At 72.7% G+C, this 25,286-nt stretch carries 26 protein-coding genes and 1 riboswitch; of the genes, 12 read left to right on the top strand and 14 right to left on the bottom strand.

Features of this window, described 5'->3' with window-relative positions:
- Nucleotides 1-2: 2 nt before the first annotated feature.
- Both AB0E07_RS29130 and AB0E07_RS29125 read right to left on the bottom strand, forming a co-directional pair.
- Nucleotides 3-230, bottom strand: a complete 228-nt coding sequence (locus AB0E07_RS29130) for a DUF397 domain-containing protein (protein WP_362258572.1) — start codon at nucleotides 228-230, stop codon at nucleotides 3-5.
- Between the two features lie 9 nt (nucleotides 231-239).
- The gene (locus AB0E07_RS29125; protein ID WP_362258569.1) at nucleotides 240-1,106 is read right to left on the bottom strand and encodes a helix-turn-helix transcriptional regulator; all 867 of its coding nucleotides are present in this window, start codon (nucleotides 1,104-1,106) and stop codon (nucleotides 240-242) included.
- 212 nt (nucleotides 1,107-1,318) lie between these two features.
- Here AB0E07_RS29125 and AB0E07_RS29120 point away from each other — a divergent pair, with 212 nt between their 5' ends.
- Entirely contained in the window at nucleotides 1,319-1,819 is a 501-nt protein-coding gene (locus tag AB0E07_RS29120; protein ID WP_362258566.1) for an ATP-binding protein, read from the top strand.
- Here AB0E07_RS29120 and AB0E07_RS29115 read toward each other — a convergent pair.
- Nucleotides 1,791-2,714, bottom strand: a complete 924-nt coding sequence (locus AB0E07_RS29115; protein WP_362258563.1) for a LysR family transcriptional regulator — start codon at nucleotides 2,712-2,714, stop codon at nucleotides 1,791-1,793. The genes AB0E07_RS29120 and AB0E07_RS29115 overlap by 29 nt on opposite strands.
- A gap of 104 nt (nucleotides 2,715-2,818) precedes the next feature.
- On the opposite strand from AB0E07_RS29115, the gene AB0E07_RS29110 reads away from it, so the two are divergent.
- Nucleotides 2,819-3,505: a LysE family translocator gene (locus AB0E07_RS29110; protein WP_362258560.1), complete on the top strand. Its 687-nt coding sequence runs from the start codon at nucleotides 2,819-2,821 to the stop codon at nucleotides 3,503-3,505.
- 54 nt (nucleotides 3,506-3,559) lie between these two features.
- Here AB0E07_RS29110 and AB0E07_RS29105 read toward each other — a convergent pair whose 3' ends face one another.
- Nucleotides 3,560-4,033: a C40 family peptidase gene (locus AB0E07_RS29105; protein ID WP_362258557.1), complete on the bottom strand. Its 474-nt coding sequence runs from the start codon at nucleotides 4,031-4,033 to the stop codon at nucleotides 3,560-3,562.
- 3 nt (nucleotides 4,034-4,036) lie between these two features.
- Nucleotides 4,037-4,240: riboswitch (cyclic di-AMP (ydaO/yuaA leader) on the bottom strand.
- A gap of 730 nt (nucleotides 4,241-4,970) precedes the next feature.
- Between AB0E07_RS29105 and AB0E07_RS29100 the strand changes: the two genes are divergently transcribed.
- From AB0E07_RS29100 to AB0E07_RS29075, 6 genes are read left to right on the top strand one after another with little or no spacing between them, the layout of a single operon-like run.
- On the top strand, nucleotides 4,971-5,273 hold the full coding sequence (locus AB0E07_RS29100; protein ID WP_362258554.1) for an urease subunit gamma: 303 nt from the start codon (nucleotides 4,971-4,973) through the stop codon (nucleotides 5,271-5,273).
- Nucleotides 5,274-5,287: 14 nt separating this feature from the next.
- Nucleotides 5,288-5,599, top strand: coding sequence for an urease subunit beta (locus AB0E07_RS29095; protein WP_362258551.1), 312 nt, complete (start codon nucleotides 5,288-5,290; stop codon nucleotides 5,597-5,599).
- Complete coding sequence (locus AB0E07_RS29090) at nucleotides 5,592-7,313, top strand: urease subunit alpha (RefSeq protein ID WP_362258548.1); 1,722 nt, start codon at nucleotides 5,592-5,594, stop codon at nucleotides 7,311-7,313. Before AB0E07_RS29095 ends, AB0E07_RS29090 begins: the two co-directional genes overlap by 8 nt.
- A complete protein-coding gene (locus AB0E07_RS29085) occupies nucleotides 7,313-7,987 on the top strand; it encodes an urease accessory UreF family protein (RefSeq protein WP_362258546.1) in 675 nt (224 codons plus the stop codon). Before AB0E07_RS29090 ends, AB0E07_RS29085 begins: the two co-directional genes overlap by 1 nt.
- A gap of 56 nt (nucleotides 7,988-8,043) precedes the next feature.
- Nucleotides 8,044-8,721, top strand: coding sequence for an urease accessory protein UreG (ureG, locus tag AB0E07_RS29080; protein WP_362258543.1), 678 nt, complete (start codon nucleotides 8,044-8,046; stop codon nucleotides 8,719-8,721).
- Nucleotides 8,718-9,494: an urease accessory protein UreD gene (locus AB0E07_RS29075; RefSeq protein WP_362258540.1), complete on the top strand. Its 777-nt coding sequence runs from the start codon at nucleotides 8,718-8,720 to the stop codon at nucleotides 9,492-9,494. The genes ureG and AB0E07_RS29075 overlap by 4 nt, the downstream gene beginning before the upstream one ends.
- 48 nt (nucleotides 9,495-9,542) lie before the next feature.
- Here the strand turns inward: AB0E07_RS29075 and AB0E07_RS29070 are convergent, their stop codons facing one another.
- The 6 genes from AB0E07_RS29070 to AB0E07_RS29045 form a co-directional block, all read right to left on the bottom strand.
- Nucleotides 9,543-10,262, bottom strand: coding sequence for a lysophospholipid acyltransferase family protein (locus AB0E07_RS29070; RefSeq protein ID WP_362258537.1), 720 nt, complete (start codon nucleotides 10,260-10,262; stop codon nucleotides 9,543-9,545).
- Nucleotides 10,263-10,429: 167 nt separating this feature from the next.
- A complete protein-coding gene (locus AB0E07_RS29065; protein WP_362258535.1) occupies nucleotides 10,430-11,659 on the bottom strand; it encodes a SpoIIE family protein phosphatase in 1,230 nt (409 codons plus the stop codon).
- Nucleotides 11,660-11,726: 67 nt separating this feature from the next.
- On the bottom strand, nucleotides 11,727-14,168 hold the full coding sequence (locus AB0E07_RS29060) for a SpoIIE family protein phosphatase (RefSeq protein ID WP_362258533.1): 2,442 nt from the start codon (nucleotides 14,166-14,168) through the stop codon (nucleotides 11,727-11,729).
- A gap of 122 nt (nucleotides 14,169-14,290) precedes the next feature.
- Entirely contained in the window at nucleotides 14,291-15,514 is a 1,224-nt protein-coding gene (rocD, locus tag AB0E07_RS29055; RefSeq protein ID WP_362258530.1) for an ornithine--oxo-acid transaminase, read from the bottom strand.
- Nucleotides 15,514-16,332 carry a dimethylargininase gene (ddaH, locus tag AB0E07_RS29050; RefSeq protein ID WP_362258527.1) on the bottom strand — a complete coding sequence of 273 codons (819 nt, stop codon included), beginning with the start codon at nucleotides 16,330-16,332 and terminating at the stop codon, nucleotides 15,514-15,516. The genes rocD and ddaH overlap by 1 nt, the downstream gene beginning before the upstream one ends.
- A gap of 122 nt (nucleotides 16,333-16,454) precedes the next feature.
- Nucleotides 16,455-16,958, bottom strand: coding sequence for an Lrp/AsnC family transcriptional regulator (locus tag AB0E07_RS29045; RefSeq protein WP_362258524.1), 504 nt, complete (start codon nucleotides 16,956-16,958; stop codon nucleotides 16,455-16,457).
- A gap of 78 nt (nucleotides 16,959-17,036) precedes the next feature.
- Here AB0E07_RS29045 and AB0E07_RS29040 point away from each other — a divergent pair, with 78 nt between their 5' ends.
- The 4 genes from AB0E07_RS29040 to AB0E07_RS29025 are packed head-to-tail and all read left to right on the top strand — an operon-like array spanning nucleotide 17,037 to nucleotide 21,143.
- Entirely contained in the window at nucleotides 17,037-17,795 is a 759-nt protein-coding gene (locus AB0E07_RS29040; RefSeq protein WP_362258521.1) for a LytTR family DNA-binding domain-containing protein, read from the top strand.
- Nucleotides 17,796-17,797: 2 nt separating this feature from the next.
- Nucleotides 17,798-18,166 carry a hypothetical protein gene (locus AB0E07_RS29035; RefSeq protein WP_351929163.1) on the top strand — a complete coding sequence of 123 codons (369 nt, stop codon included), beginning with the start codon at nucleotides 17,798-17,800 and terminating at the stop codon, nucleotides 18,164-18,166.
- Nucleotides 18,167-18,172: 6 nt separating this feature from the next.
- Entirely contained in the window at nucleotides 18,173-19,882 is a 1,710-nt protein-coding gene (locus AB0E07_RS29030) for a cation acetate symporter (RefSeq protein WP_362258518.1), read from the top strand.
- 46 nt (nucleotides 19,883-19,928) lie between these two features.
- Entirely contained in the window at nucleotides 19,929-21,143 is a 1,215-nt protein-coding gene (locus tag AB0E07_RS29025) for a histidine kinase (protein ID WP_362258515.1), read from the top strand.
- A gap of 3 nt (nucleotides 21,144-21,146) precedes the next feature.
- Here AB0E07_RS29025 and AB0E07_RS29020 read toward each other — a convergent pair whose 3' ends face one another.
- The 4 genes from AB0E07_RS29020 to AB0E07_RS29005 form a co-directional block, all read right to left on the bottom strand.
- The gene (locus AB0E07_RS29020; RefSeq protein ID WP_362258649.1) at nucleotides 21,147-21,284 is read right to left on the bottom strand and encodes a hypothetical protein; all 138 of its coding nucleotides are present in this window, start codon (nucleotides 21,282-21,284) and stop codon (nucleotides 21,147-21,149) included.
- Nucleotides 21,285-21,330: 46 nt separating this feature from the next.
- Nucleotides 21,331-23,010: a septum formation family protein gene (locus AB0E07_RS29015; protein ID WP_362258512.1), complete on the bottom strand. Its 1,680-nt coding sequence runs from the start codon at nucleotides 23,008-23,010 to the stop codon at nucleotides 21,331-21,333.
- A 101-nt stretch (nucleotides 23,011-23,111) separates the two neighbouring features.
- On the bottom strand, nucleotides 23,112-24,071 hold the full coding sequence (locus AB0E07_RS29010; protein WP_362258509.1) for a cytochrome c oxidase assembly protein: 960 nt from the start codon (nucleotides 24,069-24,071) through the stop codon (nucleotides 23,112-23,114).
- Nucleotides 24,072-24,191: 120 nt separating this feature from the next.
- A complete protein-coding gene (locus AB0E07_RS29005) occupies nucleotides 24,192-25,217 on the bottom strand; it encodes a 6-phosphofructokinase (RefSeq protein WP_362258506.1) in 1,026 nt (341 codons plus the stop codon).
- Nucleotides 25,218-25,286: the final 69 nt, after the last annotated feature.

The raw sequence follows: 25,286 nt of genomic DNA, 5'->3' as shown, positions 1-25,286 counted from the left end.
TGCTAGGACCGGAAGGTCGCCGTGAAGCCCGCCCAGCTCTCGGGGGAGAAGAGCAGCGCGGGCCCGGACGGGACCTTGGAGTCGCGCACGGCGAGGAGTCCGGCCCCGGGGCCGGAGTGCGGCCGAGCCGTCTCCACGCAGTTGTTCGCGCCCGTGCTGTAGCTGCTGCGCAGCCAGCGCACGGCTTGCAGATCGGTACTGGAAGGTACGTTCCGAGGCAGTGCAGACATGGTGCCTCCTTACGCGCCGTCAGCTATCCCGGCGATGTAATCCAACGATTCCTCGGGCGAAAGGGCGTGGATCTGAAGGGTGGTGAAGGCCTCCGTGTACGCCTGGAGGTCTTCTTTCCGTTCGAGGTAGAGGCTACTCGTCAAGTGGTCGAGAACAACCACATCCAGATCAGAAGTGCGCGAAAAAGAGAAGACAACGAAAGGGCCCGTGATGCCGATGTGCGCCCCGGCGGTGAACGGCAGTACCTGCAAACGCACTTGAGGCAGCCGCCCCGCCTCCACCAGCCGCCACAACTGGCGGGTCATCACTCCGGGGCCGCCGACCCTCCGGCGCAGCACCGCCTCGTCCAGCACCGCGCTCAGCTCCAGCGGCGGTTCGCCGCGCAGCACGTCCTGCCGGGCCAGCCGCACCTCGACCAGCGCGTCCAGCCGGTCGTCGGGCTCGTCCGGGCCGCCCACCGCCGCCCGCGTCACCGCCTGCGCGTACTCGCGGGTCTGCAACAGCCCCGGCACCACCGAGGTCTCCAGCGTGCGCATCGCGCTCGCCTGGGACTCCAGGCTGATGAAGTCCCGGTAGGCGGGCGGCAGTACCCCGCGGTACGCGTGCCACCAGTGGTGCCGGCCCGCGCCGTCGTCCGACCCCGCCAGCACCAGCAGCAACTCCCGCATCCGGGAGTCCCCGACGTCGTACGCGTCCAGCAGTAACCGCACGTCGGCCGGTTTCACGCCGCTGGCGCCGGTCTCGATCCGGCTCACCTTCGACTGGTGCCAGCCCACCATCCGTGCCGCCTCACCACTGGTGAGACCGGCGCTGGTGCGCAACGCGCGCAATTCGGCGCCCAGCTTTCGGCGGCGCACCGCGGGACCGTGCTGCATACGGTCCTCCTTACTCCAACCGGGCCGCCCAAATACGGTCTCGCGTAGCAGAGTTCACCGCTTTGAGCGACAGATATATGCATATCTTGGTGGATCGCCACCGTGACCGGCGCGGTAATGGCAGTCTGGCGAAGAAGCACCAGTCCGGGACCGTACTCGAACCATCCGCTCCGTGTCGGACCACGGTCCCGTGGGAAAGGGACGACGTCGCCATGGCAGACCATCTGGAAGCATCCGTCACTCTGCCGAGCGATCCCGCCTCGGTCTCCGCGGCCCGCGGCTATGTGCTCAGCACTCTGGCGGAGTGGGGGCTGCCCGCCGAGACCGACGCGGCCGACACCATCCGGCTCATCGTGTCCGAACTCGCCACCAACGCCGTACAGCACACCCTGGGTCAGTCACCCACCTTCACGGTGGACATCGAACTGCACCAGGACGAACAACTGCGCATCGGGGTCACCGACAGCCATCCCCGCCTCCCCAAGCGGCTGCCCGCCGCCGTGCAGCAGGACAACGGCCGCGGCCTGGTGATCATCCGCTGGCTGACCGCCGAGTGCGGCGGCCGGCTCAGGGTCAGACCCACCCGCGAGGGCGGCAAGACGGTCTCGATCGAACTGCCCTGGACCGTACCGGCCCAACAGGTCACCAGCGGGGCCCAACAGGTCACCAGCGGGGCTCAGCAGGTCACCACCGCGGTCCAGCAGGAGCCTTAGCGAACGCGCCCCGCAGCAGCGCCCGGAAGGCGTCCACGGCGGGCCCCGCGCCCTCCGCACGCCGGGCGACCGAGATCGTGCGGCGTAGCTCTCCCCCCTCCAGCGCGCGCGTCCCGACCGGGGTGACGGCGGTCCGCGCCACCATCTCCGGCACCACCCCGACTCCGAGCCCCGCGCTGACCAGAGCGCACACCAGCGCGTACACCGGGGTCTCCACCAGCACCGCCGGCGTGGCCCCGGCCCGGGCCAGTACCGCCTCCACCCCCTGCCGTGCCGGATGGTCCGGCGCCATGCTGATCAACGGCTGCCCGGCCAGCTCGCTCAGCGGAAGCCTTGAGTTCCCCTCGGCCAGCGCGTGCCCGGGGGCGGTCACCAGGACCAGCTCCTCCACCAGTACCGGCTCCAGGACGACGGACGAGGGCACCGGTACCGGCTCCGCGGGCTCGTAGGTGTGCGTCAGGGCCAGATCGATCTCCCCGGCGGCCACCGCGGCCACCCCGGCGGGCGGTTCGTGGTTGCTGACGGTCAGTTCCACGTCCGGATGGGCCCGGCGGAAGGCGCTGAGCACCGGCGGCAGCAGGTGGACGCCCGCGGTCTGGAACGTACCGAGCCGCAGGGTTCCCCCGGCCAGACCGGTGAGCCGGGCCAGCTCGTGCCGGGCCTGTTCCAGTTCGTCGAGCACCCGACGGGCCCGCGCCACCAGCAGCTCGCCCGCTCCGGTGAGCCGGGCCCCGCGATGGTGCCGGACGAGCAGGGGCGTGCCCGCCTCCCGCTCCAGCTTCGCCAGCTGCTGGGAGAGCGCGGGCGGGGTGTAGCCGAGCCGCTCGGCGGCCCGGGTGATCGAACCGGACTCGGCGACCGCGACCAGCGCCGCCAGCCGTGTGGGGTCGTACATGCCGGGAGACCTGTCTGGGAGAGCCTGAGCCCAAAGCGATGCTTAAGGCGGACCCAGGTTATTCGACATACCTGCTGAAGGCTCCGGAGCGGCAGGCTGGGCCCATGGACGCACAGCTGCTCGCCTTCACCGGGGTCGCCGCCGGCATGGTCGCCATGCCCGGGGCCGACTTCACCGTCGTCGTACGCAACGCCCTCGTCTCGCGCCGGGCCGGTGTCGCCTGCGCGCTGGGCATCACGGGCGGGCTGCTGCTGCACACCGCCCTGGCGGTCGCGGGCGTCGCCGCCGTCCTGACCGCGGTGCCGGCCCTCTTCCGCACGCTCCAGGTGCTGGGCGGCTGCTATGTGCTCCACCTCGGCGCCCGTACCCTGCTCTCGCTGCGCCGGCCCCGGCCCGCCGAGCCGGCGGAGGCTCCCGGCAGACCCTGGCCCGCCGAGCGGGCGGAGGCTCCCGGCAGGCCCCGGCCCGCCGAGCCCACGGAGGCTCCCGGCAGCGGGCGCCCGCTGCGGCAGGGCTTCGTCACCAACGCCCTCAACCCGAAGGCGCCGATCACCTTCCTGAGCCTGCTGCCCCAGTTCGTGCCCGCGGGGGCTCCCGCGCTGCCCCGCACGCTGCTGCTGGCGCTGATCGTGGTGGTGCTGGCCCTGCTGTGGTTCCCGGCCGTGGCGCTGCTCGTGGACCGGCTCGGCCGGTGGCTGCGCCGGCCGCGGGCCGCCCGTGCCGTCGAGGCCGTCACCGGTACCGCCCTGACGGTCCTGGGCGCGGTCCTGCTGTTCGAGGCCGTCTCCTGAGTGCCCGTCGGGGCGGCGGCGAGTCAGGGACGCCGCCGCCCCTCGGGCGCCGGGTCAGCTCACCCGGCCGTACCAGACGCTCTTGGTCCAGATCTTCTGCAGCCTCACCACGTCCCCGGTCTTCGGGGAGTGCCAGAGCTTGCCCTTCCCGGCGTAGATGCCGACGTGGTAGATGTTCGACCCCGAGTGGAAGAACACCAGGTCACCCGCCTTGCGGCTGTTGGCGGAGATGTGGCGCGTCTTGTTGTACTGCTGGGCCGCGGTACGGGGCAGCTTCTTGCCCGCCTTCTTGAACGCGTACAGCGTGAGCCCGGAGCAGTCGAAGCGGTGCGGTCCGGTGGCGCCCCACTTGTACGGGGCACCCTTCTTGGAGGCCGCGACCTGGAGTGCCTTCGTCGCCGGCGTGGCCGCCTCCGCCTCAGCGGAGAGGCCGGGGGCCACGATCGAACCGCCCACGGCGGCGATGGTGAGGGCCGAGGCCGTACCGGCCCGGACCATCAGCGACGGGACACGATTGAGCGCAGTCATGCGCAACCCTTCGTCAGCCGCCTGTGAAGGATGACCTGTCGGATTCGGGCTGGCGAAGTTGCCCGGCCGCGATGCGGCTTCACCCCAAGGGCTGCTCGGCGCGAACCTCCGCGCCGGCGACCCGTCGTGCTCGGGTCCTCCACTCCTGCCGATGCACTCCTGTCGACCGGTCATCCGGGCGGCGGCAGGACTCGGCGTCCGCCCGGACCGCCCCGCCGCGGTGGCGGGGGCTTGTCGTCAGACAGGGATCTTGGCCCACGGATGTCCGAAAATCCCAATGGAACCGGGTATTTGTGGCGTTAGTCACCACTCACCCGTTCGGGTGGACACTGCTCCGTTCGAACGATCGTCGAGGTGCCCGGGGAGGTCCGGACCAGCGACGGAACGTCCGATGCGGTGTTCGGTCCACGCGCGTTGCGCAACTCTGACGGGTCGACAAAAGGAGCCATGTCTACGCTGAAAGGGGGTACGTCGTTTGGTCCGTTTCGACTCGGCTCCGGACGGCTCGGCGTGGCGTCCCGACGGTCCGACCCGGCTCACCTGCGTCAACTGTCCGAGCGCGGGGGAGTGGTGACGCGAGACCGGCGGCGCTCACCGTACGGCCCGCGCGGCGCGCACGCCGGTGAGAGGTGAGCGCGCGTCAGTTTCCGGTTCCGGGCAGCCTGATCGCCAGCCGTCCGGCCCGCCCGGGTATCAGCCGTCCGGCCCGCCCGGGTGGCCCGCCCTCCGGCCGAGGGTGGGCGGACCTCTTCGGAGCCCTGCGCGCGGGGGTCGGAGGCCCTCGTCGCCGCCGCCTCGGAGGTCCGGTCGGATCACAGCTCGGTTAACGTGCCCGAAACTCGGTCCAACTAGCCTCCCTCCACGCCACCAGGCACTTTGCCCGTGGCCGCGGCAGCCGGGCCCCGCACGGTCCGGAGCGAGGACTGTGAGGTGGGACGTGCAACTGACCCCGCACGAGCAAGAGAGGCTGCTGATCCATGTGGCGGCCGACGTCGCCGAGAAGCGCCGCGCCCGCGGAGTGAAGCTCAATCACCCCGAGGCGGTCGCCCTCATCACCTCGCACATCCTCGAAGGCGCGCGGGACGGCCGCACGGTCGCCGAGCTCATGGCCTCCGGCCGCAAACTGCTCACCCGCGACGACGTCATGGCGGGCATCCCGGAGATGATCCACGACGTCCAGGTCGAGGCGACCTTCCCCGACGGCACCAAGCTCGTCACCGTCCACGAGCCGATCGTCTGAGAGGGGCGCTGTCGATGATTCCCGGTGAGGTCCTCTTCGCGGACGGGCCCATTGTGTACAACGAAGGCCGCGAGATCACCCGGCTGACGGTGCTCAACGCCGCCGACCGACCCGTCCAGGTCGGCTCCCACTACCACTTCGCCGAGGCCAACCCCGGACTGGAGTTCGACCGCGCGGCCGCCCGCGGCAAGCGGCTCAACGTCGCCGCCGGCACCGCCGTGCGCTTCGAGCCCGGGATCCCCGTCGACGTCGAACTCGTCCCGCTGGCCGGCGCCCGTGTCGTGCCCGGACTGCGCGGGGAGACCGGAGGTGCCCTCGATGCCTGAGATCTCGCGTGCCGCCTACGCCGACCTGTTCGGCCCGACCACCGGTGACCGGATCCGGCTCGCCGACACCGATCTGCTCGTGGAGATCGAGGAGGACCGCTCCGGCGGCCCCGGGCTCGCCGGTGACGAGGCCGTGTTCGGCGGCGGCAAGGTCATCCGGGAGTCCATGGGCCAGTCCCGCGCTACGCGCGCAGACGGCACTCCGGACACGGTCGTCACCGGTGTCGTGGTCATCGACCACTGGGGCGTCGTCAAGGCCGACGTCGGCATACGGGACGGGCGGATCACCGGCATCGGCAAGGCCGGCAACCCCGACACCATGGACGGGGTCCACCCGGACCTGGTCATCGGCCCCGAGACCGAGATCATCGCGGGCAACGGGCGCATCCTCACCGCCGGTGCCATCGACGCCCATGTCCACTTCATCTGCCCGCAGATCGCCGACGAGGCGCTGGCCTCCGGGATCACCACCCTGGTCGGCGGCGGCACCGGCCCGGCCGAGGGCTCCAAGGCGACCACCGTGACCCCGGGACCGTGGCACCTGGCCCGGATGCTGGAGGCGATGGAGGCCTACCCCCTCAACATCGGCTTCCTCGGCAAGGGCAACACCGTCTCGCACGAGGCGATGCTCTCGCAGATCCGCGGCGGCGCGATGGCGCTGAAACTGCACGAGGACTGGGGCTCCACGCCCGCCGTCATCGACGCCTCGCTGACCGTCGCCGACCGGACCGGCATCCAGGTCGCCATCCACACGGACACCCTCAACGAGGCCGGGTTCGTCGGGGACACCCTCGCCGCCATCGGCGGCCGGGGCATCCACGCTTACCACACCGAGGGCGCGGGCGGTGGGCACGCGCCGGACATCATGACCGTGGTCTCCGAGTCCCATGTGCTGCCCAGCTCCACCAACCCGACCCGGCCCTTCACCGTCAACACCGCCGAGGAACACCTCGACATGCTGATGGTCTGCCACCACCTCAACCCGGCGGTGCCCGAGGACCTGGCCTTCGCCGAGTCCCGGATCCGGCCCTCGACCATCGGCGCCGAGGACGTCCTGCACGACCTCGGGGCCATCTCGATCATCTCCTCCGACTCGCAGGCCATGGGCCGCGTCGGCGAGGTCGTCCTGCGGACCTGGCAGACCGCGCACGTGATGAAGCGCCGGCGGGGCGCGCTGCCGGGCGACGGCCGCGCGGACAACCACCGGGTGCGGCGCTACGTCGCCAAGTACACGATCAACCCGGCACTGGCCCAGGGCATCGCCGGGCAGGTCGGCTCCGTCGAGACCGGCAAGCTCGCCGACCTCGTGCTGTGGGAACCCGCCTTCTTCGGGGTCAAGCCGCACCTGGTCCTCAAGGGCGGCCAGATCGCGTACGCGCAGATGGGCGACGCCAATGCCTCCATCCCCACGCCCCAGCCGATCCTCCCGCGCCCGATGTTCGGCGCGATCGGGCGCGGACCGGCGTCGAACTCCCTGAACTTCGTGGCGCCCCTCGCCATCGAGGACGGGCTGCCGGAACGGCTCGCGCTCGGCAAGAAGTTCGTGCCGATCGAGTCCACACGCGGGGTCACCAAGGCCGACATGCGGCAGAACGACGCCCGGCCCGAGGTGCGGGTGGACCCCGACAGTTTCGCCGTCCACATCGACGGGGAGCTGGTCGAGGCCACTCCCGCCGCTGAACTGCCCATGGCTCAGCGCTACTTCCTCTTCTGATGTCCAGGGCAGCACTGCTCGTCCTCGCCGACGGCCGCTTCCCCGCCGGAGGACACGCGCACTCCGGGGGCGCGGAGGAGGCCGTCAAGGCGGGCCGGGTCACCGGGGCGGCGGACCTGGAGGAGTTCTGCCGCGGACGGCTGCACACGGCCGGAAGGGTGGCCGCGGCGTTCGCGGCGGCCGCCGCGCTCGGTATGGACCCCGTCGCCCTGGACGCGGCCGCGGACGCCCGCACCCCGTCGCCCGCGCTGCGGCTCGCCGCGCGCAGACTCGGGCGGCAGCTGGTGCGGGCCGCCCGCGCCACCTGGCCGTCGCCCGAACTCGACGCCCTGGCAGGGCAGTTCCCCAAGGGCGCGCATCAGCCGGTGGTGCTGGGCGTGACCGCCCGCGCGGCCGGTCTCGGCCCGATGGACGCCGCGTACTGCGCGGTCTACGAGAGCGTCAGCGGGCCAGCGTCCGCGACGGTGCGGCTGCTGAGCCTGGACCCCTTCCGGGCCACGGCCGTCCTGGCGCGGCTGGCGCCGGAACTGGACGTGGTGGCCGAGTCCGCCGTCACCGCGGCCCGCACGGCGCTCGACGAGGGGGTCGACGCCCTGCCCGCCGGCTCCTCCCCGCTGCTGGAGATCGGCGCCGAGGCCCACGCCTCCTGGGCCGTACGGCTGTTCGCGTCCTGACCGCACCGACCCTCGGACCCGGGACGGGCCGAAACCCCGAAGAAACGGAGCCTCCCATGCATCTCGACCACTCCCACGACGGTCCCGCCGCCGTGAGCGCCGACGCCCGCCGCCCCGACGGTTCGCGGCGCGCCCTGCGGATCGGGCTCGGCGGCCCGGTGGGGTCCGGGAAGACCGCCACCGTCGCCGCGCTCTGCCGGGCCCTGCGCGACGAACTCTCCCTCGCCGTCGTCACCAACGACATCTACACCCGCGAGGACGCCGAGTTCCTGCTCCGGGAGGCCGTGCTGCCGCCCGAGCGGATCACCGCCGTGGAGACGGGCGCCTGTCCGCACACCGCGATCAGGGACGACATCTCCGCCAACCTCGAAGCCGTCGAGGACCTGGAGGACGAGGTCGGGCCGCTCCACCTCATCCTGGTGGAGTCCGGCGGCGACAACCTCACCGCGACCTTCTCCAAGGGGCTCGTCGACGCGCAGATCTTCGTGATCGACGTCGCGGGCGGCGACGACATCCCGCGCAAGGGCGGACCCGGCGTGACCACTGCCGACCTGCTCGTCGTCAACAAGACCGACCTGGCCCCCCACGTCGGCTCCGACCTCGCCCGGATGGCGGCCGACGCCAAGGCCCAGCGGGCCGAACTTCCCGTGGTCTTCCAGTCGTTGCGCGGCGAGGACGGCGTCCGGGACGTCGCCGACTGGGTGCGCGCGCAACTCGCCGCGTGGTCGGCGTGATCTCCACCGGCGTGATCTCCACCGGCGTCGCCGCCACCGCACGCATCGCGGCCCGGGAGGACGGCCGGGGCGGCACCGCGCTGCCGGTGCTGGAAGGGCAGGGGCCGCTCGCGCCGCGCCGCACCCGGGCGAGCGGCACCGAGGCGCGGGTCATGCTCGTGGGCGCGATGAGCGGCCCGCTCGGCGGCGACCGGTTCGCCGTCGAGGCCGAGGTGGCGGAGGGGGCGCGGCTGCACGTCGGGTCCGCCGCCGCGACCATCGCGCTGCCGGGCCAGGCCAAGGGCGAGGCCCACTACGACGTCCGCCTCACCGTCGCCGACCGCGGCGAACTGCACTGGCTGCCCGAGCAGTTGATCTCCGCGCAAGGCAGCGACCTGCGGGTCACCACCCGGGCCGACCTGGCGGCGGGAGCCCGGCTCGTCCTGCGCGAGGAGCAGGTCCTCGGCCGGGTGGGGGAGGAGCCCGGACGGCTCACCAGCCGGCTCACGCTGCGGATCGCCGGGCGGACCGTGCTGGACCAGGAACTGGCCTGCGGCCCCGGCGCCCCGGGCGGCTGGGACGGGCCCGCCGGACTCGCCGGACTGCGTGCGATCGGGCAACTCGTCGTCGCGCGGCCGGAGTTCGAGAAGGAACCGGTGACCGCCCGCTGCCTCGCCGAGAACGCCGTGCTGTTCCCGCTGCCCGGGCCCGCCGCGCTGGTCACCGCCGTCGCCCCGGACGCGAGGCTGCTGCGCCGCGTCCTGGACGAGGCGCTGGCGTCCCTCACCGCGTGAACACTGGACGAGGCGCTGGCGTCCCTCACCGCGTGAACACCGGGGCGGTCAGCCGAGCGGCATCCTCGGGAAGCGCCGCGCCCTGGCCTCGCCCGCCTGCGCGGCCTTCACCACCGCCGCGTACTCGTCGACGTACTCCTGTCCGGACAGCGACAGGATGGCGTACATGATCTCGTCGGTGATCGCGCGCAGCACCGCCTTCTCGTTCTCCATGCCCGCGTAGCGGGAGAAGTCGAGGGGCTCCCCGAAGCGGATCCGCACCGGGTGGAGGTTGGGGATCACCTTGCCCGGCGGCTGGGCCTCGAAGGTGCCGATCATCGCGCAGGGGATCACCGGCACGCCCGCCCTCAGCGCCATCACGGCGACACCGACCTTGCCCTTGTACAGGCGGCCGTCGTGGGAGCGGGTGCCCTCCGGGTAGATGCCGAGCAGTTCGTCCTTGCTCAGCACACCGAGGCCCTCGCGGATCGCGGCCTTGCCGGCCTCCTTGCCGGAGCGGTCGACCGGGATCTGCCCGGCGCTGCGGAAGAAGAAGGCCGTCAGGCGGCCCTTGAGCCCGGGGCCGGTGAAGTACTCGGCCTTGGCCAGGAAGGTGATGCGGCGCTTGAGGATCGCGGGCATCAGGAAGTGGTCCGAGAACGAGAGGTGGTTGCCGGCGACTATCGCGGCGCCGGACGACGGCACATGGTCGAGGCCCTCGGTGCGGGGCCGGAACACCAGTCTCAACAAGGGCCCCAGCAACACGTACTTGAGCAGGTAGTAGAACAAGGAGTTGCTCCTCCACTCCGGCGGATCGGCTCAACTGCCGTGTTCCGGCAGGTCAGCCAGGGTGCTGTGGGGGTGCCAGTGTAGGGCTGGGCGGCGGAGGCCGGAACCGGTACCGGGGGGAGTGGCGCAGACCTTTCCGACGACCTTGACAGCGCTCTCACGTTCCGTCAGAGGCGCACCACCACCAGTGCGGTGTCGTCGGTGGCGCCGCCGTGCGGCAGCAGATCCAGCAGGACCGCGTCGGCGAAGGCCTCGGGGTCGTCGTGGCGGTGCTCCACCAGGGAGCCGGCCAGCCGGGCCAGGCTGTCGTGGATGTCCTCCCGCCGCCGTTCGACCAGGCCGTCGGTGTAGAGCACCAGCGTGGCGCCCTCGGTGAACCGGGTCTCCGCCTGCGGTCTCGGCATCGGATCGGGATGGGCGTCGAGCGGGGGGTCGGTGGCCCGGTCCAGGAACTCCACCCGGCCGTCGGCGTGCAGCAGCACCGGCGGCAGATGGCCGGCGCTGCTGTAGGAGATGGTCCGCCGGTCGAAGTCGACGAAGGTGGTGACCGCGGTCGCCGACTCCGCGCCGACGACGACATGCGCGTACCGGCCGAGGACGTCGAGGGCCTGGGCGGGTCCGGCGGCGACCCGGGAGGCGGCGCTCAGCGCGCTGCGCAGCTGGCCCATGACGCACGCGGCCCCGAGGCCGTGCCCGACGACGTCGCCGACCGACACCCCGAGCCGGTTGCCGCCCACCAGGTCGACCATGTCGTACCAGTCGCCGCACACGTTCAGCGCGCCGACCGCCGGCCGGTAGCGCACGGCCACGGCCTGGTGGCGGACCTTGCGGCGGGCGGGCAGCATCGCCTCCTGGAGGGCCAGCGCCACCTCCCGTTCGCGGGCGTGGGCCTGGCGCAGACGGTCGTTCAGCTCCTGCAGTTCCCGGGCCCGGGTGTACAGCTCGGCCTCCAGCACCCGGGCGCGGTCGGCGGAGGATCTGCCGCGGCCCCGGATCAGCTCCGTGACCTCCTCCACCCGGTGCACCAGCAGGACGACCTGTCCGTCCGGCCCGAGGACCGGGGCGTTGACCGGGCTCCAGTACCGCTCCTCCCAGTGCCCGGGGCGTTCGACGGACTCCACGTCGTAGCGCTGGACGGCCATCGCGTCCCGCTCGCCGGTGGAGAGCACGCGCTGGAGCGAGGCGGAGACATTGCGCATGCCGGTCGCGGCGGGGTCGTTGGGGTTTTCCGGGAAGGCGTCGAACAGATAGCGGCCGATCAGATCCTCCCGTCTGCGGCCGGTCGCGTGCAGGAACTCCTCGTTGACGTCCGCGTAGACCAGGTCGGGGGTCAGCAGGGCGACGATGCCGGGCAGCGCATGGAAGACCGCCGCGTAGTCGATCTCCGTGTCGTTCATGGCTCCTGCCTCACCACCGGGACCTTCCCGGTCTCGCCCCGCCTCCGTACGGATCCGCTCCAGCCGCTCACTCCATCGGGTCGGTGAGGGACTGCTCGGCCCAGATGATCTTCCCCTCGGGCGCGAAACGGGTGCCCCACCGCTGGCTGAACTGGGACACCAGCAGCAGCCCCCGTCCGCCCTCGTCGGTGACCCGGGGGTGGCGCAGATGCGGCGCGGAGGCGCCGCCGTCGAGGACCTCGCAGATCAGCGTGCGCTCCCTGATCAGCCGCAGCCGGATCGGTCCTGACGCGTACCGGATCGCGTTGGTGACCAGTTCGCTGACGACGAGCTCGGTGGTGAAGGCCAGGTGCTCCAGGCCCCACGCGGAGAGCTGCCGGGAGGCGTTCTTACGGGCGTCGGCCACCACGGCCGGGTCGCTCGGCAGGTCCCAGTCCGCGACCTGGTCCGCCCCCAGCAGCCGGGTGCGGGCCATCAGCAGGACCACGTCGTCGTCGGGGCGCACCGGTACCAGCGCGTCGACCACGGCCCGGGAGTGCAGGGCGAGCGAGGCCGCCGGACGCTCCAGCGCCGGACGGAGCCGGTCCGGGTCGGCCTCCCCGCGGGCCAGCAGACCGTCGGTGTACAGGGCGAGGACACTGCCCTCGGCGAGCACCGACTCGACGGACTCGAAGGGCGGCCCGCCCACGCCGAGCGGCGGCCCCTGCGGCAGCTTCACGAAGGTGGCCTCCCCGTCGGGCAGCACCACGGCCGGGCCGGGATGCCCGGCGGCGGCCATCGTGCACTGCCCGTCGACGGGGTCGTACACCGCGTACACGCAGCCCGCCCCCACCGCCTGCATGCTGTCGGCGCCCTCCAGTCCCGTGACGTACGGCGGTCCGCCCTCGTCCCGGGCCGTGCGCCCCACCAGGTCGTCCAGGTGCGCCAGGACCTCCTCGGGCCGCAGGTCCAGGGCGGCCAGTGTCCGTACGGCGGTGCGCAGCCGGCCCATGGAGGCGGCGGCGCCGATGCCGTGCCCGGGGACCTCGCCCACCACCAGCGCCACCCGCGCCCCGGACAGCGGTACCACGTCGTACCAGTCGCCGCCCAGGCCGGTCAGCTCGTCCGCGGGCCGGTAGCAGGCGGCGACCTCCACGGCGTCCTGCTCCGACAGCCGGTGCGGCAGGAGACTGCGCTGGAGCACCAGGGCCGCGTCGCGCTCGCGCGTGTAGCGGCGGGCGTTGTCCACGCAGACCGCGGCCCGCGAGACCAGGTCCTCGGCGAGACGCAGGTCGTCCTCGTCGAACGGTTCCTTGCGGCTGCGCCGGAAGAAGGTCGTGATGCCCAGGGTGACGCCCCGGGCCCGGACGGGCACGATCATCGCGCTGTGCAGCCCCAGCTCCCGCAGCGTGGCCTCGTGGCCCAGCACGTCCGTGGCCCACTCCCGGGCGAGCGGGTCGAGCCGCTCGGCGCGCCAGGAGTCTCCGTCGGTCAGACAGCGGATCGGCGGCGACCCGGCGGGATACTCGGCCGTCTCCCCGAGGCCGGCCGCCTCGTCCTCGTGCTCCGAGCGGTGCCCGGCCCGGCGCAGCCGCACCGGCGCCGTTCCGGTCAGCGGACCGGGGGAGGGCTCGGCGCCGTGCAGGACGGAGTCCAGCAGATCCACCCGGACCACGTCCGCGAAGCTCGGCACGGCCACGTCCGCCAGCTCCTGGGCGGTGTGCACCACGTCCAGGGTGCGCCCGATGTGCCGGCCCGCCCGGTCCAGCAGGGCCAGGCGGCGGCGGGCCCGGTGCCGGTCGCTGACGTCGACGACCGTGTAGTAGACGCCCATCGCCCTGCCCCGCGCGTCCTCCAGCCGGGTGAACGACATCATGTGCGCCGTCTCCCGGTACGGTGCCGAGCGCACATGGCCGAGGTGCTCGTACCCGACGACCGGTTCCCCGGTCTCCAGCACCCGGCGCATCTGCGCCTCGACGGCCGAGGCGTCCAGGCCGGGCTGGATGTCCGCGAGGCGCTGCCCCAGCCGTTCGAAGGGCTCTCCGCCGCCGAACTCCTCCAGCGCCGCGTTGGACCACACGAACTTCAGATCCGTGTCCACGATCGCTATCCCGACGGGCGACCGGTCCACCATCTGCTCCAGCACCGTGCGGCTCATGTCCCAGCCGGGTGCCCGCTCCATCTCGGAGAGCAGGGCCAGCCAGCGCGCCGGGCCGTCGGGTTCCGGCGCCGCGACGACCCGCACCATCAGCCGCACCGGCCGACCGTCGGCGTGCCGGGCGGTCAGCAGTCCGGCCCAGCCGCCGTCCCGGCGACAGCGCTCGGCCAGTTCGGGGACGCGGGCCGCGTCCGCGGGCGTCAGCAGCTCGGCCACCGGCCGTCCCACCACCCGGGCCGCCGGGTGCTCCAGCAGCCGCCGGGCCTGGCCGGTCCAGCAGGTCACCAGTCCCTGGGCGTCGAGCAGCACCGGTACGGCATCGGCCACGTCGAACCGATGCCGCTCGATGGGTTGCTCCTCGTGTGTGCCCACGGCCGGCCTCTCCGTCGCTGAGAGTCGCGATGAGTCCCTGAGGTCTACGTCAGTGGTCCACCACCTCAGACCTCAGTGTTCACCCTGGCAGCGCGGGGCGGAGTCGGCCACCGCGCGCGGCCTCAGCCCCGGGCCAGCACCTTCTCCAGCGAGGCCAGCGCGCCCGCCAGCTCCTCGGCGGTGATCGTCAGCGGCGGGGCCAGCCGGACGGTGGACCCGTGGGTGTCCTTGACCAGCACGCCCTCCGCCATCAGCCGCTCGCTGATCTCCCGTCCGCTGCCCACGGCCGGGTCGATGTCGACGCCCGCCCACAGGCCGCGGGCGCGGAAGCCGACGACGCCCCTGCCGACCAGCCCGGTCAGACCGTCCCGCAGCCCGGCGCCCAGTTCGGCCGCCCGGCGCTGGAACTCACCGGTCTCCAGCAGCTCCACCACGGCCGTGCCGACGGCGGCGGCCAGCGGGTTGCCGCCGAAGGTCGAGCCGTGTTCACCCGGCCGGAGGACCCCGAGCACGTCCCGACGGCCCACCACCGCGGAGACCGGCACGATTCCGCCGCCCAGCGCCTTGCCGAGCAGCACCAGATCGGGCACGACCGACTCGTGCTCCACGGCCAGGGTGTGCCCGGTGCGGCCGAGGCCGGACTGGATCTCGTCGGCGACGAACAGGCAGCCCTTGCGGCGGGTCAGCTCACGGACCCCGGCCAGATAGCCGTCGTCCGGGATGATCACGCCCGCCTCGCCCTGGATCGGCTCGATGAGCACGGCCGCCGTGGTCTCGTCGACGGCCTCCTCCAGCGCGGCCAGGTCGTTGTACGGCACGACCCGGAAGCCGGGCGTGAAGGGCCCGAAGCCGCTGCGGGCGGACTCGTCGGTGGAGAAGCTGACGATGGTCGTCGTACGGCCGTGGAAGTTGTCCGCCGCGACCACGATCGTGGCCCGGTCGGCCGGGACGCCCTTGACCTCGTACGCCCACTTGCGGGCCACCTTGACGGCGCTCTCCACCGCCTCGGCGCCCGTGTTCATGGGCAGCACCATGTCCAGGCCGGTCAGCGCGGCGAGCCGCTCGGCGAACTCGGCGAGCCGGTCGTTGTGGAAGGCCCGGGAGGTGAGGGTGAGCCGGTCCAGCTGCCGGTGCGCGGCCTCGACCAGGCCGGGGTGGCGGTGCCCGAAGTTGAGCGCCGAGTAGCCCGCCAGCATGTCGAGGTAGCGGCGGCCCTCCACGTCCTCCACCCAGGTGCCCTCGGCGCGCGCGACGACGACCGGCAGCGGGTGGTAGTTGTGCGCGAGGACGGGCTCCTCGGCACGGATCAGGTCGGCGGACGAACGGGTGTGCGCGGGTGCGGTCATCAGCGGATCTCCTGGGTGCAGCACTTGACGCCGCCGCCTGCCTTGCGCAGCTCGGACAGGTCGACGGGGACGGGGACGTAGCCGCGGCCGGCCAGCTGCTCGGCGAGCGCGGTCGCGTCCGGCGAGATGAAGACGTGCAGGCCGTCGGAGACGGAGTTGAGGCCGAAGGCCATCGCGTCCTCGCGGGTCGCCTCCACCGCGTCCGGGTACAGGCGGCGCAGCACCTCGCGGCTGCCCGGCGAGAAGGCGTCCGGGTAGTAGGCGATGTTCTCCTGGGCGCCCTCACCGAGCACGAACAGCGCGGTGTCCAGGTGGTAGAAGTACGGGTCCGTCAGCGTCAGGCCGATCACCGGGACGCCGAAGAACTCCTGGACCTCGCGATGGGCCTCCCGGGTGGTGCGGAACCCGGTGCCGGCCAGGATGTACCGGCCCGTCGGCACCAGGTCGCCCTCGCCCTCGCAGACCGACTCCGGGCGGTGGACGTCGTAGCCGGACGCCTTGAACCAGGTGTCGTAGTGGAGGGACTCGGGGCGCCGCTCGGGGGCGTGGAAGAGGGAGCCGAAGACCTGGCCGTCCACGACGACCGCGCTGTTGGCGGCGAAGACCATGTCGGGCAGACCGGGGACGGGTTCCACCGTGTCGACGGTGTGACCGTGGACGCGGTAGGCCCGGATCAGCGACTGCCACTGCTCCCGGGCCAGGTCGACGTCGACCCGGGTGTCGGGATGCATCCAGGGATTGATCGCGTACTGCACGGCGAAGTGTCTGGGTTCGCAGACGAGGAAGCGCCGCCGGCGCGGCACACGGCTTTCGGACACAGAGGGGTTCCTCCGCTTCCTGCGGTGTGGAGTGGGTTGACACCAAGGTAGAAAGTGACCCATACGCCCGACAAGCAACGAGGGCTGCGTGTTCACGCAGGATTGCTGCGTGATTCAGCCGCTCAGCGCAGATCCGCTGCGCCGTCCGGCGCCGGGTGACTCGCTCCCGCCTCCGGACTTTCCGGGAGCAGATGGGACAGCACCATCACACTGATCGTCTTCCGGATGAACGGCTCGGTACGGATCCGCTCCAGCACCTCCTCGAAGTGCTCCACGTCCCGCGCCCGCACGTGCAGCAGCGCGTCCGCGCCGCCCGTCACCGTCATCGCCGCGGTGATCTCCGGATGGTTGCGGACCACCTCCGCCAGCCGCCGCGGCGGGGCCGCGCCCTCGCAGTACACCTCCACGTACGCCTCCGTGCGCCAGCCCAGCGCCGACGGCTGCACCGTCGCCGTGAAACCGGTGATCACCCCGGACTCGCGCAGCCGGTCCACCCGCCGCTTCACGGCCGTCGCGGACAGCCCGACGGCCGTGCCGATCTCGGCGAAACTGGTCCTGGCGTTCGCCATCAGCGCGGTGATGATCTTCCGGTCGAGCTCGTCGAACGGCGCTGGCCTGCTGTTCATGGCGGCACCCTATCCAGCACCGACGTCCGCGGCCCGGCCCGTGTGCAGCGTCGCGAATTGCTCCTACACTCCACCTTCATGCTGCGCGCCCTGGCTGTCGACGACGAACGCCCCTCGCTGGAGGAACTCCTGTACCTCCTCAACGCCGACCCCCGCATCGGCAGCGCACAGGGCGCCGGGGACGCCACCGAGGCGCTGCGCCGCATCAACCGCGCGCTGGAGTCGGGGCCCGCCGGGCCGGAGGCGATCGACGTCGTCTTCCTCGACATCAACATGCCCGGCCTCGACGGCCTGGACCTGGCCCGGCTGCTCACCGGGTTCGCCAAGCCGCCGCTGGTCGTGTTCGTCACCGCGCACGAGGACTTCGCCGTGCAGGCCTTCGACCTCAAGGCCGTCGACTACGTCCTCAAGCCCGTCCGCAAGGAGCGGCTCGCCGAGGCCGTCCGCCGGGCCGCGGAACTCGCCGAACGCACCGACACCGGCCCCCGCATACCCGTCCACGAACCCGACCCCGACCAGATACCCGTGGAACTCGGCGGCGTCACCCGCTTCGTGCCCGTCGAGGACATCACCCATGTCGAGGCGCAGGGCGACTACGCCCGGCTGCACACCGACCGGGGCAGCCATCTGGTCCGCATCCCGCTGTCCGCCCTGGAGGAGCGCTGGCGCTCCCGCGGCTTCGTCCGCATCCACCGCCGCCATCTCGTCGCCCTGCGCCACATCGGCGAACTCCGCCTCGACGCGGGCACGGTGAGCGTCGTCGTCGGCGCCGAGGAACTCCAGGTCAGCCGCCGTCACGCGCGCGAGCTGCGGGACCTGCTGATGCGGAGGACGTGACGGTGCCCCACCAGGACCCCGCCGAACGCCGCGTCGTCGTCACCGGACCGCCCCGCCGCACCCGGCCCGCCTCCGGCTACTACCGCCCGCGCACCGAGATCGACGAGCAGACCACCCTCGGCCACACCTACGTCCGCTCCCTGATGCGCTCCCAACTGCGCGCCGCGCTCGCCGTGGCGGCCGTGCTGGGCCTGCTGATCCTGCCGCTGCCCCTGCTGTTCGCCACCATCCCCGACTCCGACCGCCTGGAGTGGACGGTCCTCGGCTTCTGCCTGTACGCCCCGCTCGTGGTGCTCGCCCGCTGGTACGTGCGGCGCGCCGAGCGCAACGAGCGGGACTTCGTCCGCCTCGTCGAGGACCAGGACCGCTGAGGGGCCGTGAACGAGAACTTCGCCGTCCCCGCCGTCGCCCTCGTCGTCCTCGCCACCGTCTTCGTCGGCGCCTTCGGCCTGCGCATCTCCCGCACCACCTCCGACTTCTACGTCGCCTCCCGCACCGTCGGCCCCCGGCTGAACGCCGCCGCCATCAGCGGCGAGTACCTCTCCGCCGCCTCCTTCCTCGGCATCGCCGGCCTCGTCCTGGTCCAGGGCCCGGACATGCTCTGGTACCCGGTCGGCTACACCGCCGGATATCTCGTCCTGCTCCTCTTCGTCGCCGCCCCGCTGCGCCGCTCCGGGGCCTACACGCTCCCCGACTTCGCCGAGGCCCGGCTCGCCTCCCCGGCGGTACGGCGCCTGGCCGGGGCCTTCGTCGTCGGCGTCGGCTGGCTCTATCTGCTGCCCCAGCTCCAGGGCGCCGGGCTGACGCTGACGGTCCTCACCGGGGCGCCCGACTCCCTCGGCGGAGTGATCGTGGCGGTCGTGGTGGTCGCCATCGTCGCGGCGGGCGGCATGCGCAGCATCACCTTCGTCCAGGCGTTCCAGTACTGGCTGAAGCTCACCGCGCTGCTGGTGCCCGCCCTGTTCCTGGTCCTCGCCTGGCAGCGCGACGGCGCCCCCCACCACGCCTTCGACGAGCCCGCGACCTTCCGCGAACAGCGCGTCGTGCGCGTCGACGACCGCCTCGACCTGCGCCTGGAGCGGCCCCTGACCGTCACCGTCAGCGGCACCGTCGACGGCCGGACCCACGAGGACGAACGGCTCCGACTCCCCGCGGGAACCCATCGCATCGACGCCGGCACCCGGCTGACCTTCGCCCCGGGCGCCGACGTGCCCGACCCCGGACGCACCGGCGACGGCGGCCTCTCCCCGTCCCAGGCCGAGAGCCGCGGCGAACGCCCGCTGTACGCCACCTACGGGCTGATCCTCGCCACCTTCCTCGGCACCATGGGCCTGCCCCATGTCGTCGTCCGCTTCTACACCAGCCCGCACGGCGTCGCCGCCCGCCGCACCACCGTCGCCGTCCTCGGCCTGATCGGCGTCTTCTACCTGCTGCCCCCGGTCTACGGCGCCCTCGGCCGCCTGTACGCCCCCGAACTCACCCTCTCCGGCCACGCGGACGCGGCCGTCCTGCTGCTGCCGGAACGCATGATCGGCGGCCTGGGTGGCGACCTGCTGGGCGCGCTGGTGGCCGGCGGAGCCTTCGCCGCGTTCCTGTCCACCGCCTCCGGACTGACCATGGCCGTCGCGGGCGTCCTCACCCAGGACGTCCTCCCCTCCCGCGGCGTACGGCACTTCAGGCTCGGCACGCTGATCGCGATGGCCGTGCCGCTCGCGGCGAGCGTCCTGGTGGGCGGGCTTCCGGTGGCCGACGCGGTGGGGCTGGCGTTCGCGGTGTCCGCGTCCTCGTTCTGCCCGCTGCTCGTGCTCGGGATCTGGTGGCGCCGGCTCACCCCGCAGGGGGCCGCCGCCGGAATGCTGGTGGGCGGCGGCTCGGCCCTGCTCGCCGTCGCCGCGACCATGGCCGGCTTCCCCGGCGCCGGCGCGCTGCACGCCCTGCTGGCCTGGCCGGCCCTCTGGTCGGTACCGCTGGGCTTCCTGACGATGATCCTGGTGTCCCTGGCCACCCCGAACCGGGTGCCTGCCGGGACGCCGGCGATCCTGGCCCGGTTCCACCTCCCGGAGGAACTGGCGCAGGTGAAGCCATGACGGAACACGGGCCGGGCACGCCTCCGGCCGGGGGAGAGGCGAGGGCATGAGCGGATTCATCGCCGGACTGTGCGTGGCCGTACTCCCGCTGCTGGCCGCCGGGTTCTGGCTCGGGCGGCGCACCGCGCGCCCCGAGAGCCAGGGCGGACTGGGCACGCCCGTCGAACACGCCACCTTCGAGACCCTGCACACCGCCGCCCTCGCCGCGCCTCCGCTGCGGGCGGGGCTGACGGAGGAGACCGCCCGACGGTCCGCCCGTCGGCTGCGCTCCCTGCTCGGCACCGACGCGCTCTGCCTGACCGACCGGGAGGAGGTGCTGGCCTGGGACGGCGTGGGCGCCCACCACCGCGCCGAGATCATGGAACGCCTGCCCGGACCGCTGGACTCCGGTCGGGGCGAGGCGTTCCCGCTGACCTGCGACACCCCCGAATGCCCGCTGCGCTGGGCGGTCGTCGCCCCGCTGACCGTCGACGACCGGGTCCACGGCACGCTGGTCGCCTGCGCGCCCCGCGAGTCCGCGGTCCTGGTCCGGGCCGCCGGGGAGGTCGCCCGCTGGGTCTCCGTCCAATTGGAGCTGGCCGATCTCGACCAGTCCCGCACCCGGCTGATCGAGGCCGAGATCAAGGCGCTGCGGGCCCAGATATCCCCGCACTTCATCTTCAACTCGCTCGCCGTGATCGCCTCGTTCGTCCGCACCGACCCCGAGCGCGCCCGTGAACTGCTCCTGGAGTTCGCGGACTTCACCCGCTACTCGTTCCGCAGGCACGGGGACTTCACCACGCTCGCCGACGAACTGCACGCCATCGACCAGTACTTGGCGCTGGTGAGGGCCCGCTTCGGGGACCGTCTCGCCGTCACCCTCCAGATCGCCCCCGAGGTGCTGCCGGTCGCGCTGCCCTTCCTCTGTCTCCAGCCGCTCGTGGAGAACGCCGTCAAGCACGGCCTGGAGGGCAGGGCTGCCTCCAGCGGCACCTGCCGGATCAGCATCACGGCACAGGACGCCGGCGCCGAGGCCCTGGTGGTCATCGAGGACGACGGCGCCGGAATGGATCCCGCCCTGCTGCGCCGTATCCTCGCCGGCGAGGTCAGCCCGTCCGGCGGCATCGGACTCTCCAATGTCGACGACCGGCTCCGGCAGGTCTACGGAGACGACCACGGCCTCGTCATCGAGACCGCCGTGGGAGCGGGGATGAAGGTGACCGCCCGGCTGCCCAAGTACCAGCCGGGCGTGCACTCCGCGCGCCGGCTCACCGGCGCCTGAGGGTCACGAGGGTTTGGTGACCACCATGCCGAGAGTGATCAGCCCGAGCACGACCCAGCCGAACCACAGCCAGCCGTTGCTGCCGAGCGCCACCGTGTAGGCGGTCACCACGACGAGTCCGCCGACGGTGAGCACCCCCATCGTCCGTGTAGAGCCGTCCGTAGAACCGGGCATCGCAACACCCTCCTCATGGTTCGTCCCCCTCCATGGTGCCCCCGTTCTGCTTCCGTACGGTGCACACGACGAAATGTGTGCCCGATTTCCAGGGACCGGGGCTGGTCCGGGACCCGGCGGCATAGACGGAGGGGTCGAAACCGTAGTCGCGCGGCGGCACCTCACGGGCGCAGGCGGGCCCGGACGCGGTACGGGCCTCGGCGAGCGTCACACTCTGACCCAAACGGGTGAATCCGAGCACCTGCTCGTCATAGGTGCCCGCGCAGGACACCAGCCTCGCCTCCCCATTCGAACGTACGTCCAGGCAGTCCCGGCGCTGCATCGTCGCGGTGTCCGCGAAGGCCGTGCCCGGCTCGCGATGGCCGCCGAGCGGCCCGTACAGCGGTCCGTGCGCGCCCAGCACCAGACAGGCGGTGCGCCGCCCGGCCGCCTCGAACCCGGCCTCGGTCGGAACCACCGCTAGGGCCCGCACGTCCGCGAGCCCGCTCCGCAGCTCCCGCGTCAGCTCCTCGCAGCGCGCCTGCCCCTCGACCGGGGCCCGCTCCGCCGAACCGGCCGCCATCAGCGCCACCACCTGGCCGTCCGGATCCCTGTCCGCGCAGCTCGGATCCAGGGTCAGCCGGGGCGTCCCGTGGAAGGGCACGGTCCCAGGCCAGTCCGTGAGCACGCAGTCGCCCTCCTGGAGCGGCCGGGCGAGCCCGACGCCCGCGCCGTAGGGCGGAGCCGATTTCTCGGCCCCGGCCTGATCGGCCACCGCGTACCAGACGCCGCCCGCCACGAGCGCGACGGAGAGCAGCCCGGCGAGCGCGGTGCGCGGCATCCGGCGCCGGGCGTGTCGCGGCCCCGAGGGCGGCGGGACGGTGACCGCCCACTGCGGCTGGGATTCCGGGTCGGTCCGGGGGCGGCCGTGCGGATCGCCCTGCGGCACCAGGACCCGGGACAGCGCGGCGTGCGCCTCGGCCACCGACGGCCGCAGCGCCGGGTCCCGCGCGAGCAGCGCCCGGACGAGCGGGGCGAGCGCGCCGGCGTGAGCTGCGGGCGGCGGTTCGTCCGCCGCCGCGTGCGGCTCACCCGCGAACGGCGCCCGTCCCTCGGCGGCGAAGTAGAGGGTGCACCCCAGGCCGAAGAGATCGGCGGCCGGACCCGGGGGCCCGCCCCCGACCCGCCCCGGGGCCGGACGGCCCCGCGTCCACGCCGGCCCGGTCCCCGCGTCCGGCGGTCCCGGCACCCCGTAGTCGTCGAGCAGCACCCGGCCGTGCGGGGCGCCCGTCCGGTCCGGCGCGAGCAGCACCTTCGCCGGTTGCACGTCCCCGTGCGCGATCCCCTGCTCGTGCCCGGCGGACAGCGCGTCCAGCACGGCGAGGCCGACGCGTGCGCACTCGGCCGGGGCGAGCGGGCCGTGCCGCCCGACGAGGTCCCGCAGAGCCACCGCGCCCGCCACGTACTCGGTGGCGATCCACGGCCGCCCCTCGTGCTCCAGCACGTCGAGCGCGGTCACCACGTGCGGATGGTCCGGCGGCCCGCCCGTGAGCGGGCCCGGTCCCGCGATCTCCTTGAGGACGACCTCGCACACCAGGCTCCGGTCGTGGGCCAGCCAGACCGGCCCCCGGCCGCCGGCGCCCAGCCGGTGCAGCAGCAGATAACGGCCGGCGACGACCCGGCCCACCCCCGACGTCCACGCTCCTGAAGGCATCCGGTGACTCCCCGGTTCCGCGATGGTCCAGGTGGCCGCGCCCGCGCTCAGTTACCGAAGGTTCCCCCGACGCGCCTCATGCTAGTGAACGCAGACGCCGTTCACGCCGATTGTCCGCTTTTTGCGTTGAGTGAGGCCAAATAGGCGTTGTATGCCTCAAGTTCCTTGTCGCCGTCCCGGTCGGCGGCCCGGTCCTTGCGCTTGGCCTGCCGCTGTTCCGAGCCGTACCACTGGAACAGCAGCGCGATCAGCACCAGCACGGACGGAATCTCGCTGAACGCCCAGGCGATACCGCCGGCCGCGTTCTGGTCGGAGAGGGCGTCGATCCCCAGCGAGGCCGGTGGGTTCTCGAAGGTCTTGACCATCGGGGCGGACGCCATCATCAGCGCGATACCGAAGAACGCGTGGAACGGCATGCCCGCGAACAGCTCCAGCATCCGCATGAGATAGCCGGGCCGGTGCGGCCCGGGGTCCACGCCGATGATCGGCCAGAAGAACACCACGCCCACCGCGAGGAAGTGCAGCATCATCGCGATGTGCCCGGTCGGCGAGCCCATCAGGAAGTCGAAGAGCGGAGTGAAGTACAGGGCGTACAGGCTCGCGATGAACAGCGGGATGGTGAACACCGGATGCGTGACGATCCGCATGTAGCGGCTGTGCAGCAGCGCCAGCAGCAGTTCGCGCGGCCCCTTGCGGCCCCGGCCCGCGACCGGCAGCGCGCGCAGCGCCAGCGTCATCGGCGCCCCGAGCAGGATCAGGATCGGCGACAGCATGCTGATCACCATGTGCTGCACCATGTGCACGCTGAACATGACCATGCCGTAGTCGTTGAGCGCGGTGCACATCATCAGCGCGATGCTCAGCACACCGGCGACGAACGACACCGTGCGGGCCACCGGCCAGGAGTCCCCGCGCCGCCGCAGCCGCACCACACCCCATCCGTACAGGGCGAGCCCCAGGAGACAGGCGACCAGGAAGAAGGGGTCGGGCGACCACTGGAGCCCCCGGCCCAGCGTGAACGGTGGCAGATCCACCATCGTCCCGTGCCCGCTGTGATCCATCCGCCGGCTCCTGTTTCGTGGGGGTTGTGCGAGTCTGTCCGGCCCCACATTAGAACGGCCCCCGGTCAGCCTCGTGACCGGGGGCGGGTCGAGCACGGCCGGATCGCGGCCGGAGGGGACCTACAGGACGCACTCCGCCTCGGCGTACCGGTCCTCCGGCACCGTCTTCAGCGTCTCGACGGCCTCGGCCAGGGACACCATGACGATGTCCGTTCCGCGCAGCGCCGTCATCATGCCGAACTCGCCGCGGTGCACGGCCTCCACCGCGTGCCACCCGAAGCGCGTGGCGAGCACCCGGTCGTACGCGGTCGGCGTACCGCCGCGCTGCACGTGCCCGAGGATGACCGGGCGGGCCTCCTTGCCGAGCCGGTGCTCCAGCTCGATGGAGAGCTGGCGCGCGATGCCCGCGAAGCGCTCGTGACCGTAGACGTCCTTGCCGCCCTCGTCGAACTCCATGGAGCCCGGCGCGGGCTTCGCGCCCTCCGCGGCCACCACGATCGCGAACCGCTTGCCCGCCTCGAACCGCTCGCCCACCTTGCGGGCCAGCTCCTCGATGTCGAAGGGGCGCTCGGGGACCACGATCGCGTGCGCGCCGGCCGCCATGCCGGAGTGCAGCGCGATCCAGCCGGTGTGACGGCCCATGACCTCCACGACCAGCACCCGCTGGTGGGACTCGGCGGTCGTCTTGAGCCGGTCGAGCGCCTCGGTGGCGACGCCCACGGCCGTGTCGAAGCCGAAGGTCACATCGGTGACGGCGATGTCGTTGTCGATAGTCTTGGGCACCCCGACGATCGGCAGGCCGCCGTCCGACAGCAGCCGGGCCGCCTTCAGCGTGCCCTCGCCGCCGATCGGGATGATCGCGTCGAGCCCGAGTTCCGCCACATGCCCCTTGGCCCGCTCCACGCCGTCCCGCAGATGCGAGGGCTGGACCCGGGAGGAGCCGAGGATGGTGCCGCCGCGGGCGAGGATGCCGCCCACCGCGTCGAGGTCGAGCTTGAGGTAGTCGCACTCCAGGAGGCCTTTCCAGCCGTCCCGGAAACCGATGACCTCGTCGCCGTGGTCGACGACGGCACGGTGCACGACGGACCGGATGACGGCGTTCAGGCCGGGGCAGTCGCCGCCGGACGTGAGGACACCAATGCGCATAGCCCGAAATACCTTCTCAACGTGGGCCGGGGACCGGACCGCGCTGTCCGGCTTGATCCCGGCCACCCT

It is taken from the genome of Streptomyces sp. NPDC048002 (assembly GCF_040653275.1).
Lineage (GTDB): Bacteria > Actinomycetota > Actinomycetes > Streptomycetales > Streptomycetaceae > Streptomyces.
This window is presented reverse-complemented; position numbering and strand designations above follow the sequence as displayed.

Bases quoted from the DNA above. Each gene is read 5' to 3' on its own strand.
- AB0E07_RS29130 (WP_362258572.1), bottom strand. From the start codon at position 230: ATGTCTGCACTGCCTCGGAACGTACCTTCCAGTACCGATCTGCAAGCC.
- AB0E07_RS29125 (WP_362258569.1), bottom strand. From the start codon at position 1,106: ATGCAGCACGGTCCCGCGGTGCGCCGCCGAAAGCTGGGCGCCGAATTG.
- AB0E07_RS29120 (WP_362258566.1), top strand. From the start codon at position 1,319: ATGGCAGACCATCTGGAAGCATCCGTCACTCTGCCGAGCGATCCCGCC.
- AB0E07_RS29115 (WP_362258563.1), bottom strand. From the start codon at position 2,714: ATGTACGACCCCACACGGCTGGCGGCGCTGGTCGCGGTCGCCGAGTCC.
- AB0E07_RS29110 (WP_362258560.1), top strand. From the start codon at position 2,819: ATGGACGCACAGCTGCTCGCCTTCACCGGGGTCGCCGCCGGCATGGTC.
- AB0E07_RS29105 (WP_362258557.1), bottom strand. From the start codon at position 4,033: ATGACTGCGCTCAATCGTGTCCCGTCGCTGATGGTCCGGGCCGGTACG.
- AB0E07_RS29095 (WP_362258551.1), top strand. From the start codon at position 5,288: ATGATTCCCGGTGAGGTCCTCTTCGCGGACGGGCCCATTGTGTACAAC.
- AB0E07_RS29090 (WP_362258548.1), top strand. From the start codon at position 5,592: ATGCCTGAGATCTCGCGTGCCGCCTACGCCGACCTGTTCGGCCCGACC.
- AB0E07_RS29085 (WP_362258546.1), top strand. From the start codon at position 7,313: ATGTCCAGGGCAGCACTGCTCGTCCTCGCCGACGGCCGCTTCCCCGCC.
- ureG (WP_362258543.1), top strand. From the start codon at position 8,044: ATGCATCTCGACCACTCCCACGACGGTCCCGCCGCCGTGAGCGCCGAC.
- AB0E07_RS29065 (WP_362258535.1), bottom strand. From the start codon at position 11,659: ATGAACGACACGGAGATCGACTACGCGGCGGTCTTCCATGCGCTGCCC.
- rocD (WP_362258530.1), bottom strand. From the start codon at position 15,514: ATGACCGCACCCGCGCACACCCGTTCGTCCGCCGACCTGATCCGTGCC.
- AB0E07_RS29045 (WP_362258524.1), bottom strand. From the start codon at position 16,958: ATGAACAGCAGGCCAGCGCCGTTCGACGAGCTCGACCGGAAGATCATC.
- AB0E07_RS29040 (WP_362258521.1), top strand. From the start codon at position 17,037: ATGCTGCGCGCCCTGGCTGTCGACGACGAACGCCCCTCGCTGGAGGAA.
- AB0E07_RS29025 (WP_362258515.1), top strand. From the start codon at position 19,929: ATGAGCGGATTCATCGCCGGACTGTGCGTGGCCGTACTCCCGCTGCTG.
- AB0E07_RS29020 (WP_362258649.1), bottom strand. From the start codon at position 21,284: ATGGGGGTGCTCACCGTCGGCGGACTCGTCGTGGTGACCGCCTACACG.
- AB0E07_RS29015 (WP_362258512.1), bottom strand. From the start codon at position 23,010: ATGCCTTCAGGAGCGTGGACGTCGGGGGTGGGCCGGGTCGTCGCCGGC.
- AB0E07_RS29010 (WP_362258509.1), bottom strand. From the start codon at position 24,071: ATGGATCACAGCGGGCACGGGACGATGGTGGATCTGCCACCGTTCACG.
- AB0E07_RS29005 (WP_362258506.1), bottom strand. From the start codon at position 25,217: ATGCGCATTGGTGTCCTCACGTCCGGCGGCGACTGCCCCGGCCTGAAC.